Below are 15,846 nucleotides of genomic sequence, written 5' to 3' on the forward strand. Positions count from 1 at the left end.
TGCAACTTAACTATTTATATAATATAAGTTTATATAAATATTCCTTAAATATTTATCAGATAAGTATAAAATTAAGGAGAATCTCACGTATTTGGTATTAATATTATTTAATACAAAAAACATAATTATCTAAAATATACTGTTTATACTTTAAATCTTAATACTATTAGTAGTATTTTTTATTTCTATTTTAGGTATATTTTGTTTAAAAATCTCTTTAAGAGTGTAAAATTAATCATATAACACAATTATTAATATATCTTTCATAGTATTGGCTTATGAATATCCTAAAACGAGTATAGAGATTCTAGTATGTTAGGAAATGATACTAAATTGACGCAGCGAGGAGGCAATCTGTTATCAAGAAATCTTAATTTATTAAATAATGAATGTGTACAAAATATAGTGTTATCAGAAAAAGATATTGAAGAATTAAGATCTGTAAGAACACATGGAATATCGTCTAAAAATTTTAAAATATTAAATGTATTATTAGCAAATTCTTCAAAAAGTGGAGATTTTTCTGTTTTTTTTGAGGAACTTTTATCACGTTTAGGACGTGGTAAAAGTAAGCGTATTAGACGTGAGAGTAGTTTTCTTATCTTACAAGATGCCGTAGGTAAATATAGTATAGAGCGCTCTATTAATGCAATATGTGAACGCTATAATGGTCAAGGTTTGTTATATATCTGTGATATTGGTACCTTACCTTTAGTATTTTCTCATGAATCTTCTGAACGTGCAGCATTTATATCATCTATTGCTAATAGTAATTTTGAGATACAAGAATCAAAGATAAGTAAAATATCAATAATATGTGCTAATGGCAAATTAAAGTATAAGCCAGTATTCTTTAAAGTTACACCGTTACAATATGCTGTAGAAAATGATGATATTCAAACAGTTGGAATGTTATGTAATGTACTAATGAAGTATGAAGATGGTAAACAGATAGTAAAAGAAGTAACAAGATATGTATTGTCTAAAATAAATAGGAAGCAAGATAATGTTACCGATAAAGTATTAGAGTGTATAGATTGTTTATTAGAGTTACAGGATGAATTTAATCTTAATTATGTACTAGATCTATTATTAGTAAAACAATTAAAGTCTTTTACTCATATTGTATGTACTAATAAGGAATTGTTAAAAAAAGTATGCAAAACACCTTATGAAAACATTGTCAAAATGATGTGCTTGCTTGAGTTAAACGAAGTTGAACAACGAGAGCCTATAAAGTCTATTAAAGAATGTACAAGAAATAATTCTCAAGTTATTAGTGATGATGATGTATTGGATCAGAATATAGTATACAAAGTGTATGGTCCTGATCAAGATAATATTATATTTCTGATGATGCAATCAGATAATATTGGTATTGTAGAGCAATTGTTTGTTAATTATAACATTGATGTTAATACGCAAAATATGTATGGCTATACAGCGCTACATTTTGCTGCAATGTATAATGCGAAAAGATGTGCAGAGTTTTTACTTAAATGTAATAGTGGTAAATCTGTAGTTTTAAGAAAACATGTTAAATCTTCTATAACACCATTTCATTTAGCTGCAGCAAGTGGTTCAATAGATGTTCTTAAGTTATTGGTAAAGTATAATCCAGATGATATAGAAAAGAGAGATGCTATGGGACGAAGTATAGTGCATCATGCTGCTATGAGTAATGATAGTAGTACTTTGTCGTTTTGTATTGATCTTGGTTTGAATGTTAATGATCAAGTAATGTTGCATGTTGATAACGACCTTGATGAAGGTATAAATGATAGTGAAGGCTGTACAGCATTACATTTTGCAGTGGAAGCTGGTAACTTACCAATAGTAGCATATTTATTATCGTGTAAAAATATTGATTTATCAATTAAAAATGCAGAAGGAGATACTCCTATTAATAGCACAATGAGAACTATGAATAGTAAAGGGAATACTCTACTGCATCAGTGTGTTGTTTGTGATGATGCTAAGTTGTTACAGAAGGCTATTAATGTAGGGTGGAAGAGTAGTATTTTAGTATGCAATGCTGTTGGTAAAACTGCACTTGATATTGCAATTGAAAGGCATAGGGTAGAATGTGCTGAAATACTATTAAAGTATTATAATGAAAAATATCAAGATGAATCAGGTAATACCGTTTTTACAATGTCAGATTGTGAAGGTAATACATTAATCCATCAAGCTGCAGCTTTTGGTAATAGCTCAATAGTAAAGTCCTTATTGCTTTATGATGCTATTAGTCTGGCACGTGTAAATTGTCATAATGAAACTCCATTAGATATTGCAATAAAAAATAATAATAGGTCTGTAATAAGTTGCCTACTTGCTGATAAGAGACAGAAATTATTTGATGTTTATGGTAGTAGTTATGTTATGAAATTAATCAGTAAAGGTTTAATTACGGAGGAAATGTGTAGAATTATTAACAATAGGTATTTCAATATCCAAAGAAGACAGTATGTTAGATCTTTTATGTTGTCTACATTAATATTCTTGTTACTTGTTGGTATAATAGTATATGTATTTGTGATCTTTAATGACAAAATCAGTCTCGTATTAGATACATTTAATGCTAATTTGTTAGTTGTTAAAATGTTTTTGTGTGGTTTATTAATCTTTTTAACAGCTGTTACTTGTACAGTATGTTGTTTATTGTGTCAACTAAATCATGATTTGGTAAAATATAAAAAACTTTTACCTATGAATACTAGTAATATGCATTTATTTGCTGCAAATATACCAACTGAAACCTCATCTTCTATTAGTAGTGATTATATACGGATGTACAACAAAAAAGAACCCACATTAGAAGGATCTTCACTAGAAGATGAAGAAACTATAGGACTAGACGAACACAGAACACTAGAAAATACAAACAATACCATAATTACGCAATTATCTATAGAAGACTACAGAACACTACAACTTACCTAAGCTTCTCTTCAGTAAACAACACATGCTTCCTTGCGACAGGATCATACTTACGAAAAGATAGCTTATTAATTAACTTTTTTGGATTACGTTTTTTTACATAAAAGTAACCAGTACCTGCACTGCTTGCCAATTTTACCAATAAAGTAGAGCCCCTTTTAGCCATAAATAACAAGTAACTTAAGTAATAACTGAGTAAGCATAATAATATATTTTATATCAGTCAAGAATTTAATATGAATCAATAAAGTATTTAAATCAGATAATTTTATGTGTGTATATTGAAAAAATACTTTTGAGTATCATATATATTAATATTATATGTTCATTTTATATAATTCGTAATATAATAATGATCTTATATATGCTTAACTTGTTTAAAAGATAATTTATATTTTTGTATTAGCGTATGTTAACTTCATGGTGTCAAATTTTAGTCAAACTAATTGGTAAGATATTACCTGTTAAATTAATTAGTACTTTTATGGGTACTGGGTATTTACCAGCATGGCAAAGTCATTGGGCAGCTCTTTTATCTCTAATATTGGGATATGTATTTTTTTACCTGGTTTATGGTATGTCTTATATGTCATATGGTTTAATGGTAATGGCTTCAATGATAGCTGCATTTTTTTTGAAGATATCATTAGTTCTGTTGATAATAGGATTAATATCAATATTTGTTTTTCAGTCTAATAGTTCTGCGGATGATAGAAGTGATACTATAGTAGCACAGATAGTAACAGGACAGTTTCTTGTTGTTGGATTAGCAATGCCTGCAATAGTTGCAATATATAATAGCTTATCGATATTATATAATAAAATATGTCATGGTGTCTTTATATGTCCTGCTTGGTTTAATGATTTTATGCATTTTTTGATGTTTTTTTTGGTACCATTTGTCTTTTTTAACATGATTGAAGTAATAAAACCTTGGCCAATTTCTAGTATGCAGATATTATATAATAATTGCTTCTCGATAATGTCTGAAGGGTTAATATTGGCCATATATACGTTAATAGTTATGTATCTTGCTGCATTTATATGTTTTGATTTAACTATTAATAATGCATTGATTTTTAACAAATATATTTTTACTTTGATGAAATTCAGGTAGAATGATGAGGGTACTTAGTAATTATAGTGTAACTTTCCTTTTTATAGCTAGTATTATTGCGTTAGCTGTTGCATATATTTCTCAATACTTATTTTTGATGCTTCCATGCAAGTTGTGTATGTATGAACGGGTACCATACTTTATTACAATAGGTTTATTTTTTGTATATTTATTGAAACCTTCTAAGGTTATTTTTTTCTGTATGTCTTTGTGTTATATATGTAATATTTTTATATCTGGTTATCATGTTGCTTTGGAGCATAGTTGGGTTGCAGATATTTTTGGATGTGCAGATACTCTACAATCTGTAACATTTGATGATATTAAGAATGCTTTGTTAGATAAAAATATAGTCGTATCCTGTAACCGTCCTACTTTTCTATTTATGGGATTATCTATGGCTACTTGTAATCTTATATATTGTTTATTGTGTTTAATTTTTAGTATTCATTTATTTTTTAAACAGTATGTTGCGAGAAAATAAATTTTTAGATCAAGTTATTAGAGTAAATCATGCTGGGGAGTATGGTGCAGTTTGTATATATCATGGTCAAGAGTTAGTCTTACGTAAGAAGTTGGTTGGTAGAAAGATTATGGAAATGAAAAAACAGGAACAAGGACATTTTGCTTACTTTGATTCTGTTATGAAAGAGAAAAAGGTACGTCCTACAGCTTTTATGCCTATATGGCATGTTATGGGAGTTATGTTAGGAATTACAACAGCTATGTTAGGGGAAGGTGCAGCTATGGCATGTACTGTTGCAGTTGAAGATGTAATAAGTGAACATTATCAAGATCAAATATCAGTTTTAGGAGATGGTGAATTGAAAGATAAAATAGTGCAGTTTCGTGATGAAGAGTTAGAACATCATGATATAGCTGCATCTTATAATTCTGAAAGCTCTCAGGAGTATAGGGTTTTATCGTATTTAATAAAAAATATGTGTAGAGTAGCTATTGGCATTTCTAAAGTGATATAATACAAAAAAATAGCTGAAAAAGTTTGCTATAGGTAGATTTTATATTTTAGTACATGAATTTGCTTATATTTGTTTAATTTGTTTTTGAATAGACCTGCTAAAGTGGGGAATAGGTTATATGTGTTGTGTAATAAGTAGTTACATGAGTTTTTATAGAATAAGTTAACTGTATTTTTATGGAATAGACCTACATATTAAATATACATGCTAGTTATTGTAAAATTCATAAGATATTATCCTGCGATTGTAGAATATTTAGTTGTTAGTTAGTTATGCAGTTTTTTTATCTAAGCAATTTGTTAGATATTTTTGCGATTGATTACTACCAGTTTTAGGTATTGTTTTTGATAATATGAGTGATTAATATACGACAAGCTACTTTCTCTATGTAATACTTTATCATCTTACATTATGTATATATATATTTATTAGTAATTTTTTCACAGAAATATTACTAATACTGATTATTGGTAATTCTGTATGCTTTTTAATTATGTTTTTTGATCAATTTAATATTCATCTTTTTCTTATCTGTATTTTTTTTAGTTTTATATAGTGTTTTAGAAATTAGTTTCTGTAGTTATTATTTGTGATAAACATACTTTATTAATACAAATTGTTGGTTATGTTTATTATTCTCTATTATATATGCTTGAGTTATATGTTGTTCATCAAATTCATTAACATATCCAGCCTCCACCTAGCATTCTGTCATGATCATATATTACACATGCTTGTCCAGGAGTAACAGTACAGTAACTGTCTTGTAATAATATGGTTGCTGTATTGTTATTGTTGGGGAAAATGGTAGCAGGACTACCTGAATGAGATGATCTTAATTTAACTTTAACATTTAACCCATTATGCGGAATTTTTTCTTTTGCTAACCAGTTAATTTCTCTGATATATAACTTATTTTGTAGCAATGCAGATTTTGGTCCAACTGTTACTTCATTAGTATCTGGATTTAGTTTTATAACATATAATGGGGCTTTAGAAGATATACCTATCCCTTTTCTTTGTCCAATGGTAAAATTAACTATACCATTATGCTGACTTAGTATATTTCCATTAATATCTATTATATTACCTTTTTTGATTGTATGTGGTCTTAATTCAGCAATTGTTTTTTTATATGTATCTGTGACAAAACATATATTTTGGCTATCTGGTTTATTAGCAACTTGTAAATTAAAGTATTTAGCTAGTTTTCTTATATCTTCTTTATGAAAATTGCCTAATGGAAATCTTAATAACCTTAATTGTTCAACTGTAGTTGCAAATAGGAAATAACTTTGATCTTTTTTTGTATCTTTACTTGAATATACGTATATGTCATCATCTTGTTCTATTTTTCTAATGTAATGTCCAGTTACTAATACATCAGCACCAAGTGATTTTGTTGCATTAAGTAGATCTCGAAACTTAATAACTTGATTGCATTTTATACATGGTATAGGTGTTTTACCTTGTGTATATGTATCTATAAAATCTTCTATAACTTCTTCTCTAAAAACTTTTTCATAGTTCAGAGTATAATGAGGGAATCCCATGCTTGATGCTACTTGTTTTGCATCTTGTGTATCTAAACTGCCGCAGCATGCACCTTTTGTATTACTATTGTTGTTGTTATTATATAGTTGTAAAGTTATCCCAATGACTTTATATCCTAATTTATGCAGTAGTGCTGCTGCTACTGAGCTATCAACTCCACCAGACATTGCAACAACTGCAGTTGTTGATGTAGGTGGTTTATTTTTAACTAATAAATCTATTTTAAAATCATCTAGCATTATTAGAATAAAGTGTATTTTTAGGATTATAACACGTAAATTTAATATATAAAATGTGTAATTATTTTGGTCTGATATTTGGGAGTAAAGTTTATTTGTTATTTTATGAATGGTGATATCTGTATAAATTAATAATGCATTTTTTTATAATATATACATGTTAATGACCTAGGTATTAACTGGTCTATTAGATCTGGTATTTTATGTGAAGCGCTGTTAATTTTTGTAAATGTAGATTAATTGTATTTATTGTATTAAAAGTTATATGATGTTAAAAAATAGATTCAATGGGTTTATAGTATTAAATTTAGTTATTACTCATCGCATAATGTAATACTGTAATTTTTTCTACTAAGAATTACCTAAACCTTTTGATTTAAGACTATAAAAAATGATTCAAGATAAATTAAAGAAATATTATCCTATAGGATTAGAGTATTATTTTTTGTAGTTTTATAACTATTCTATAAATTTTTTATGATTAAAAATTGTATATGCTATTTAAACTAAGAATCTGCTATATAGTTTATTATACCATAAGTATATTAAATATATTTATGGGGCGAAGTGCAGTTATTACTTCTTGTGATATGGATCTGTAATTTTTTGTTATTAGAAATTATCTATATTTCCCTTAAAATATACAGTATTGTAAGTAAGTTGCAGTATTTATAATATAAATGGAATTGCTATTCATTATATATAACTATGTTGTAAGTTTTTTTATGGTTAAGTATGATATATATTCTAGTTAAGATTATATAAGTAATTGTAAGTAGTTAATCATAAAAAATAATAGTACTATTTGTAGCATTATCAATTGCTTACATTAAAATGCTTGTATTTTATACAGAGGATACTATATGTTCTATAATGTATCAGGTTTTTGTCTTGAACAAGATCCACTACATGTTGTACTATCTAAATAAGTATGAGCATCTTCTTGAGCATAATATTCTGAGATTTTGTAATCTCCTTTACTTTGTAGGTATGCTGAATGAGGTGGTGACTTAAAATTAGACATTCTTAATATTACTTTATTTATACCGTTTTTTATTGATACAATAAACTTATGACCATTTTTTATATGTTCGCGTGTCCCAGTACTGAAATATTTTGATAAAGGTTTAGGTTTATTAAATTTTATCTGAACTTGACTGTACAAGATAGGACTTGTAATGTTGTTTGGTACTGATGACATTACAAAAGATATTTCAGGATTAATAGTATACTTTGGTTTATCTATTAGGTTGTAATCACTGTCAAAAGTCTTAACATTTAACTTTTGCTTTATATTTAATTGAATAGAATGACGGTTGAGTACTTTGATTGATACTATAGAATCTTTGCTTATTATGTGTTCGTTATGTTTAGCAATATGTTCTATAAGACTATCATATATTAATATAAGCGGTTGTCCTATGTATGCTCCTTGATGTAAGTAAGTAACTAATTCATGTATGAGATTTCTTTGAGGTATTTGTCCATGTTCTTTAAATATGTGTTCAAGATATGCAGCAGCTTTAATTCTATGATCTAAAGCTGAAATATCACTATCAGATCCTATTAAGCTATATACATATTGTTTATGAAGATGCTCAAGGCTACTAAATTTGTAAGAATTTTTGCATTGTACTTTTTCTATTGTATTAGTACCATCATTTTTTTCATCCTTGTTGTGAATTATGTGTCCATTAATTTCTATTTTGGTACGTGGGATATCTATAAAAGCAGACGTTCCACGTATAGTGTCTTGACTTAGCTTTTCAGAAATTATCATTTCTGGTAAGTGATTGAATTGAAGACTTGATATGTATTCCTGGAAGATAAGTTTCTTTTGATCAAGACTGCTTTTATCTTTACTAAAGTATATTACTCTGATAACTATTAACATGAGTAAAAGTAATGATATAAGTGTTACCATTGTGATAAAAAGATACTTGTATGTACTTTCAGATTTTAATAGGAATAAAAACATTATAGTGACCTTAGTAATCGGATTAATAAACTTACTAGTCTCTTTATATAATAATGCATTAATTATGTTAATTTTTCAAGTAAATTATTTAAGAAGAGATTAAAAACTTAATAATACTAATTATTCTGTGTATGAAATTTACTGTAAATTTATATAATACTAGTACTTATTACTTAAAAAGATAGTTTTTGTTAAAATACTATATAGTATTAATATTTTAATTATATTATGTTAAATCAAGATATATTATATACTTTGTAATGATAATATTTTATAGGAAAATCTATTAAATAGTACATAAACTACCTTGCCATTACTTTTTTTCCTATCAAAGAACACACTGAAGTAAAATCACTGTTCATTTTTATGATTTGTATGTAAAACATTTTATTGAATACTATTATTTAATAGTAAAGTATTGTTATTAATATATATCTTTTGTGTAAAGGAGTATGTACTAGCTATTGTGAAATTATGTTAGGTAAAGATTTTTATAAATTTTTTATTAGATAAGTGTAATTAATGTGATGTATGCTTTAAAACACACTTGATTCAAAAGCATATAATTAAAATTAATATACCAGTATATAAATATCTATTTATTTTTATAGTTTGTAGGTGAAGCATTAGTAGATTTTTAATACTTTGTTGAATAAAGTGTGGGTCATGTTATTCATTAATACTACTTATCTATTTTTATAATGCAATAAAGTGATTGCTAATTGTAGAATTATGTTATGTAAAGGTTTTGTGTAAGAATTTTGTATTATGATTATAGTGGCATTTACATGGGATATGTTAAAAAAAATTACATGTATGGTTATTGAAAATCGTACAATATTTTTTAACCAGTATATGTATTTTAGTAAGTTTAGTGAATTGTTATGTACTTACTATTAAGGTTTTGTAACTTTATGAAACTTTTTTTATAATTATATAACTAAATTATATTATCTAATATAGCTTACATTATGTTTAGAATGAAATTGTAGGAATTTGTATATACTAAAGATTGATATTAATTTAATTATATAATTAACCTATATAATTTCAATTGTAGTGAATTCCTTGAAAGTATGTATTATAAGTATATAGTATCAATTTTTCTTTTTTTGGGTATTAAACAAGATTACTTTGTTTGTAATACACAAAACTTGTATAATAAAAATATTATCTAATGTCTTAGTATGTGACTAGTGTTTTATTAATGCTAGTTGTAATAAAATGATCAGTTTTTACTTATTATGTAGAATGCAACGTTGTTTTTGGTGCTGATGAAGTTTATTATTATGTAGTTAGTATAGTTTTGTATTATTTATTATTAATAATGTATAAGCTAATATTGTAACTATCATTTCCTAAATCCTGATCTATTGATTTCATATGTTCCACATTATAAGAATTTTGTCATTGATCTGTCTTTATAATTATATAATATACTGTTGGTATTTATTGATAAAATAATAAATTTTTGCTTTTGATATAGAATTACAATTTTGTTTTTTATTTGGATAAGCTTAGGTTATAGATTCTTATATATTTTTTACTAATAGTGTAAATTTGTACTATAGGTAAGTAATTATAAGCTTATTGTATAATAACTATATAATACTGATATTTATTAAAAACTATTTTTATTATGTATAGAAATTTCTAATCTATATATGTAGCAGTATTATCTACACAATAAATAAAACAGGAATATATTTAACGTTGCCTTGTGCTGTTTTCTAGACTAGGTGTATTTGTTGTATTATGTGTTATCAACATATCTTCTGATATTTGTTCTATAGATGAGGTATGTTGAGTTGTAAAATCTGGTAAGTCGTATATTATTTCAATATCCTCTTTTGATATATTACATATTGCTGGTCTGTAAACAGCACGCGACATGACTCTATATGGTATGTTGGAAAAATTTAAAAAAATTTTTCCTCTTGAGTATTGTGCAGGTTCACTTATATCTTGTGGTAATGATATTATAAACCTTATTCCTGCAATAATTGGATATATGCGAGGTTTTTTCTCTATTGTTTTTAATGATCTTTCAAATATTACATTAAGTGAAAATTGATCTGGTTTTAAAGTATTATAAGAGATGATGATGTCTGGGCGAGCTGCAGTATTTATTAGTCTATATCTTGAGGGATCATTTAGTATATTGTTTATTATATTGGATAATGCATTAATATAACTTGTAGTATACATATAATTTATCATGTGATGTATTATATGTATATTTGGTTCTTGTCCTCCTGTATATAGACCGAAAGTATTGTCAAGAGATACTCCTAATATAGCCCTATCTATTTCGCAGAAGTAGGAATTGCAATGCGCTATTGATTCTTCTAAGTATGATACATGTGTTGTTAGCAGTGGATTGTGCTCTTGATTATCTACTATCGTTTTGTAACATTTAATAAGGTATTTTATTGTCTTGAAACTTACAGCCGTATTGTTTATATACAAGTACAGATTTCCATTATGAGGACTTATAGTGCTTTGTACTGTAGTATCTGCAGAAGAAATTATTTGTGATAAATTGCTTTGTGATAGACCTGGTATAACTTGAATGGTTGGTGGGATTGTTTTAGAACGTACTACACTTGAGAGTTTTTTATACATAAGTAACGTAAGATAAAAAACTGTGATCGCAATAATTACTATGGTGAATGAAGTAATAAATGCCCATATTGTTAAACAATATTTTTGGCTCATGCTATTATAAAGTTGTAATACTATGGGTAACATGTTATAAAAATTAATATGTTAATGCTTAATGTGTTAAAATACTTATTATATAAATAAACTCTCAATTATTATGTAATTTTTAATTAAAATAGTCAATAATTCTAGTATAGGTTAAATTAAAAAATTATAATATATTATTAATATATTCGTACAATTATTATTTTATTTAGAAAAGTAAATTCATATTTTATAAATTAATTATTATAAGATTATTACTTATTTAAGTTTTATGAGAAATATTTTGATAATAAAATTTCTTGTAATATGGTCGTTGTAAAATCGCTTGTATAGTGATAACATAAGCAAATACATAATTGGACTATAATATTATCTTTTATAGGGTAGTTTATAACCAAGTAATGTTATGATGGTAGTATTATAGGTAGGTTTATTTAATAGTCACTATTATATTTATGTTATCATCTAGTATAATTTGTTTAGTCTAAGTAGTGAAAATACCTATTAAGGTATCTATGATTTATTTAGTTGTGTATACAGTTCATAATTGAATTATGTGATTTTTTGTGAGTTTAATATTTGCAATTTCTATAATTCCTGCTTTAAAGTTTAAAAATTATAATTGTACGTGATTTGACTAATGATCAAATATGTTTGAATTTTCTATTTGTTACTAATTTATGAACTTTTATATTATTTTTTATAGATTAAAGCATGGTATTTATTAGTAATATAAATACATAGTTTTTGTATTTCTTACATACTGTAAGTTATTTGTAATATTTTTATGATACTCATGTAATAAATATAGAACTTGAAGATTTGTATTAATAATATATTTTACATAAAGAGTATCTATACTGTTTTTTTGTAAACTAAAGTTGTCTTTATTAAGAACATTAATATATACATATTATCAGTGTAGGTTATTTTATATTCATTAATACAAATTTTTTTACAGTAATTTTTGTTATATCAAATAATAAATATAATGAAAAATTTAATCTTAACTTTTAGTATTCAGCCTCCAGTCTTAATAAATATGTATGTATATTTATTAACGGATACGTTGTTGAGTATCACATAATTGCTGTATGTGAGACTCAGATGCATTGTGCTGAATTACAAAATTTGGTAGTATGTATTTTGCCTCTATAGTAGAGTATTTTGATATATTAGATGATGTTTCTTTAGTAGTAGTAATAGTAGTATGTATTGGTTGTGATGTATACGTGTCTATTACCCCTGATGAGTAATATAAAGTTGTATTGTCATTATGTGGTAATGATATTAGGAATCTAATATTTGCGTTAAGAGGTATAAGGAGTTCAGGATTCTTTTTTGAAGTTAATGTTTTTTCTAATGCTATATTGATGAGAAATTGATTTGGCATAGTGTCAGGTAAATTTTTAATTTGAATTTTTATAGGAGTTGTACTATGAGCTGTACAATAATCTGACTTTTTTTCTATTGTATCATCCAGCATATTATATAATGAATGTAAATAATCTGGTGCATAGATATAGCTTAACATATGATGTATTAGGCTTATATCTGGTACGTTAGATGTATGTCTTATGAAAATCTTTTCAAGGGCTACTCCTAGCTTTATTCTTTCTTGGATGTTCTGGTAAGTGGTTTTATTTTTACCAGTAGTGTTTTCTTCTAGATATTGTGTATGTTTTTTTATAAGTTCATTGTTTCCTTCACTATTGTTATCATTATATTCTTTTATTATATCTTGATCTGTAATAATAGTCTTACCTATACATATTTCTACATTCTTATATGCACTGGAGGTTTCTTTTATTGTACTATCTGTTAAAGTAAACTTTTGTCCTAATTTATCAAATGATAGGGTTGATATTTTTTTTACAAAAGGTGCAATGTCATATTTATTGTTGTAGTATAATCTTATGTAAAAAACAGCAACAGTGAATAAGATAGCAATTATGGCTATTGTTGATATTAAAATGTAAGTTAAAAGATTATTATTCATATGATTTTTTATATAAGTTTATATATAATAATTCAATTTTAACAGAAAAATTAATATATATAAATATATTTTTAAAAAAATTAAAATTTTTTTAATCTTTTATTACTTAATTGTATTTTTAAATGTTTTTTTATTCATTAAAAGGTAATTATCCACATGGACTTGTAACTATGAAAATTGATATCATTGATATTTATTACTGCTATTAGTGTAGATATTAAAGTACTACTGTAGAGAGGCTCATTAGTTGAAAATAGTTTAAAAAAAATTAATCATTAATGATAAAGTATTTTGTATATTAATATTATCTAATATATTGATTGTAGATTATATAAAATATTTTGATTATCTATAATAATATATTTGTTATAAAGAATTATTGTTTTTGTAAAATAACTTTTTAAGTGTTTTGATTACAAAAACAATAACCATTCTAGCATTAGTATTTAGTAGTCTATTGTATATTGGTGCATTTATAGTAGTAACACCAGATATTCTAGTTGAAGATATGTAAAGGATAAGTTGATAAGTGATATATTATATATGTAAAAGGTTAAAGTGAATTTGTATTTATGTAAGAAACTTTGCTTGTGTGAAATATTATAGGTTGTTTAGTTTATCGATAATGTTGAGTTATATACGTTGAGAGAGTACTTATTTATTAGGTTACATATAATACTTTAATGAAGACGTGTAAAAATATACTCAATGGAAACATTGTTATCATTTGAAATGGTAAACATTGAATGAATAAGACTATAAAAATTCTTTTTATATTTTTATTGTGCTGTTTTAATTAGTTTAAAAAAGTGTATCAATAACACTTTTCTAGTTAAAAGTTCTATAGCATATTGTGATGATGAATGTTTTTATTACCTTTTTTTGTGAGATGGATTAACAACAAAGTGCGAAATACCATCTGTTTCAACTTGTAAGTGTAATGCTTTTCTTTGTTGTTGAGAAGGTTTTGTTGTAGTACTAATGCTTTGTTTAGTAGATTCTCTATTTTCTGTCGAATTAAGCTGTAGTTTTGTTAATGAGTGTACTGTTATTGGACATGGTAGTTTATACTGTGTAATAAACTGGTTATTATAGTCTTGAGTGTGAAAAATGAGTATAGGATAATTTGCATTTTCTTGTAAAAATTTAGTGGAATTTTGTACTGTATAATGTCCTTCTATATTAATAAAGTGTCTCATTGTTTTCGGAAAAAATAATGTAAAATACATGTTAGTATATGATATGTCACTGTTATATGTTTGACCTAATTGTGAAATATTGAAAGAATATATAGTACTTACATTATATTTTATGTTAGGGTTACTACGTTTACAAATTGACATGTTTGTAGAAATATTAACTCCAAGTCTATTAGATGTATTAGTTAGTAGAAATTCTATATTTTTGTTAGTCATTGTTATTGTATATTTTTTGTTATCTTTTAATATATGTGTCAAAGTATTATAGCTTAAAGCTTCATATCCTGTGTGATGAAGATGAGTTACTAATTCATGTATTATGTTTAAACTTGGAGGGATAAACTTTGTAGATACAACTGTACAAAAAATTGAGAATGTTGTGCTTAAAAATGTAGCCAAATTAATTCTATTTGTATAATTATTAAACTTTTTAGTATTAGGTGCTATGTTTAATACTTGTGATAAGTATTGAGTGTGCATATTTCTTATAAAATGTAAAAGTTCTATATGGTTATTGTGTTGGTGATGTTGTTGTAATTTTTTTTCTAATGTAGTAAGGTCTATTGAGTTGATTAAGATATTTAAGTTAAGTGGATTGCTCTCTATGTTTTTTCCTGTAATGGTGTGTTCATTGTTTTGAGATAGCATTTTTTTTATACTGTCCTTTGATAAGGTATGTGGATATACTTTTAAAGTTATTGTATTAGCTCTATAACTGTTATCTTGATTAATAAGTAATGAAAATATGTGAAATAATACGATGTTTAATACGATAATAATGGTTAATATTGTAGTTACAGTAATAATTATATTAGTAATATCATGCATAATCTATAGTAAAAATTTATTAATATGTTAGTGATTTAAGTAAAATTATATACTCTTATAACGAGACGTAAAGTGTTAATATATATAATATTAGTATTTAGAGTAAAAGAAGTCAGGAGTGTGATTTTTTAGAATAATTGCTATTTAAACCTACGAGTTTATTAAATGTAATATATTTTATTATTACTTGTAGGTCATAGTATCTTTTATGTTATAGCATATGTACTTATATAATAAGTTGTGTGTTATCTATGTAAATTAAAGTAATATGTATTATAACACTGATGTTATATCAGATAATTG

At 25.5% G+C, this 15,846-nt stretch carries 10 protein-coding genes; 4 read left to right on the plus strand and 6 right to left on the minus strand.

Annotated elements, in window-relative coordinates:
* Nucleotides 1-312: 312 nt before the first annotated feature.
* Nucleotides 313-2,943, plus strand: coding sequence for an ankyrin repeat domain-containing protein (locus tag ERUM_RS01210; protein WP_011154904.1), 2,631 nt, complete (start codon nucleotides 313-315; stop codon nucleotides 2,941-2,943).
* On the opposite strand, the gene rpmG is transcribed toward ERUM_RS01210, so the two are convergent.
* Complete coding sequence (gene rpmG, locus ERUM_RS01215) at nucleotides 2,936-3,106, minus strand: 50S ribosomal protein L33 (protein ID WP_011154905.1); 171 nt, start codon at nucleotides 3,104-3,106, stop codon at nucleotides 2,936-2,938. The two genes, ERUM_RS01210 and rpmG, sit on opposite strands and share 8 nt — an antisense overlap.
* A 243-nt stretch (nucleotides 3,107-3,349) precedes the next feature.
* Between rpmG and ERUM_RS01220 the strand changes: the two genes are divergently transcribed.
* Genes ERUM_RS01220 through ERUM_RS01230 form a run of 3 tightly spaced genes read left to right on the plus strand, consistent with a single transcriptional unit; the run spans nucleotide 3,350 to nucleotide 5,037 of the window.
* Nucleotides 3,350-4,057 carry a phosphatidylglycerophosphatase A gene (locus ERUM_RS01220; RefSeq protein ID WP_011154906.1) on the plus strand — a complete coding sequence of 236 codons (708 nt, stop codon included), beginning with the start codon at nucleotides 3,350-3,352 and terminating at the stop codon, nucleotides 4,055-4,057.
* 4 nt (nucleotides 4,058-4,061) lie between these two features.
* A complete protein-coding gene (locus tag ERUM_RS01225; RefSeq protein WP_231837233.1) occupies nucleotides 4,062-4,541 on the plus strand; it encodes a disulfide bond formation protein B in 480 nt (159 codons plus the stop codon).
* On the plus strand, nucleotides 4,525-5,037 hold the full coding sequence (locus tag ERUM_RS01230; RefSeq protein ID WP_011154908.1) for a demethoxyubiquinone hydroxylase family protein: 513 nt from the start codon (nucleotides 4,525-4,527) through the stop codon (nucleotides 5,035-5,037). The genes ERUM_RS01225 and ERUM_RS01230 overlap by 17 nt, the downstream gene beginning before the upstream one ends.
* 680 nt (nucleotides 5,038-5,717) lie before the next feature.
* On the opposite strand, the gene mnmA is transcribed toward ERUM_RS01230, so the two are convergent.
* The 5 genes from mnmA to ERUM_RS01255 form a co-directional block, all read right to left on the minus strand.
* Nucleotides 5,718-6,830, minus strand: a complete 1,113-nt coding sequence (gene mnmA, locus ERUM_RS01235) for a tRNA 2-thiouridine(34) synthase MnmA (RefSeq protein ID WP_011154909.1) — start codon at nucleotides 6,828-6,830, stop codon at nucleotides 5,718-5,720.
* Between the two features lie 868 nt (nucleotides 6,831-7,698).
* Nucleotides 7,699-8,724, minus strand: coding sequence for a hypothetical protein (locus ERUM_RS01240; protein WP_231837234.1), 1,026 nt, complete (start codon nucleotides 8,722-8,724; stop codon nucleotides 7,699-7,701).
* Nucleotides 8,725-10,515: 1,791 nt separating this feature from the next.
* The gene (locus ERUM_RS01245; protein ID WP_011154911.1) at nucleotides 10,516-11,559 is read right to left on the minus strand and encodes a hypothetical protein; all 1,044 of its coding nucleotides are present in this window, start codon (nucleotides 11,557-11,559) and stop codon (nucleotides 10,516-10,518) included.
* Between the two features lie 1,015 nt (nucleotides 11,560-12,574).
* On the minus strand, nucleotides 12,575-13,516 hold the full coding sequence (locus ERUM_RS01250; protein ID WP_011154912.1) for a hypothetical protein: 942 nt from the start codon (nucleotides 13,514-13,516) through the stop codon (nucleotides 12,575-12,577).
* Between the two features lie 872 nt (nucleotides 13,517-14,388).
* A complete protein-coding gene (locus ERUM_RS01255) occupies nucleotides 14,389-15,543 on the minus strand; it encodes a hypothetical protein (protein ID WP_011154913.1) in 1,155 nt (384 codons plus the stop codon).
* Between the last annotated feature and the right edge of the window lie 303 nt (nucleotides 15,544-15,846).

Origin of the sequence: Ehrlichia ruminantium str. Welgevonden (assembly GCF_000026005.1) — a bacterium.
Lineage (GTDB): Bacteria > Pseudomonadota > Alphaproteobacteria > Rickettsiales > Anaplasmataceae > Ehrlichia > Ehrlichia ruminantium.

Excerpts from the sequence above, each read along its gene's own strand:
- ERUM_RS01210 (WP_011154904.1), top strand. The coding sequence starts at position 313 with ATGTTAGGAAATGATACTAAATTGACGCAGCGAGGAGGCAATCTGTTA.
- rpmG (WP_011154905.1), bottom strand. The coding sequence starts at position 3,106 with ATGGCTAAAAGGGGCTCTACTTTATTGGTAAAATTGGCAAGCAGTGCA.
- ERUM_RS01220 (WP_011154906.1), top strand. The coding sequence starts at position 3,350 with ATGTTAACTTCATGGTGTCAAATTTTAGTCAAACTAATTGGTAAGATA.
- ERUM_RS01225 (WP_231837233.1), top strand. The coding sequence starts at position 4,062 with ATGAGGGTACTTAGTAATTATAGTGTAACTTTCCTTTTTATAGCTAGT.
- ERUM_RS01230 (WP_011154908.1), top strand. The coding sequence starts at position 4,525 with ATGTTGCGAGAAAATAAATTTTTAGATCAAGTTATTAGAGTAAATCAT.
- mnmA (WP_011154909.1), bottom strand. The coding sequence starts at position 6,830 with ATGCTAGATGATTTTAAAATAGATTTATTAGTTAAAAATAAACCACCT.
- ERUM_RS01240 (WP_231837234.1), bottom strand. The coding sequence starts at position 8,724 with ATGTTAATAGTTATCAGAGTAATATACTTTAGTAAAGATAAAAGCAGT.
- ERUM_RS01245 (WP_011154911.1), bottom strand. The coding sequence starts at position 11,559 with ATGTTACCCATAGTATTACAACTTTATAATAGCATGAGCCAAAAATAT.
- ERUM_RS01250 (WP_011154912.1), bottom strand. The coding sequence starts at position 13,516 with ATGAATAATAATCTTTTAACTTACATTTTAATATCAACAATAGCCATA.
- ERUM_RS01255 (WP_011154913.1), bottom strand. The coding sequence starts at position 15,543 with ATGCATGATATTACTAATATAATTATTACTGTAACTACAATATTAACC.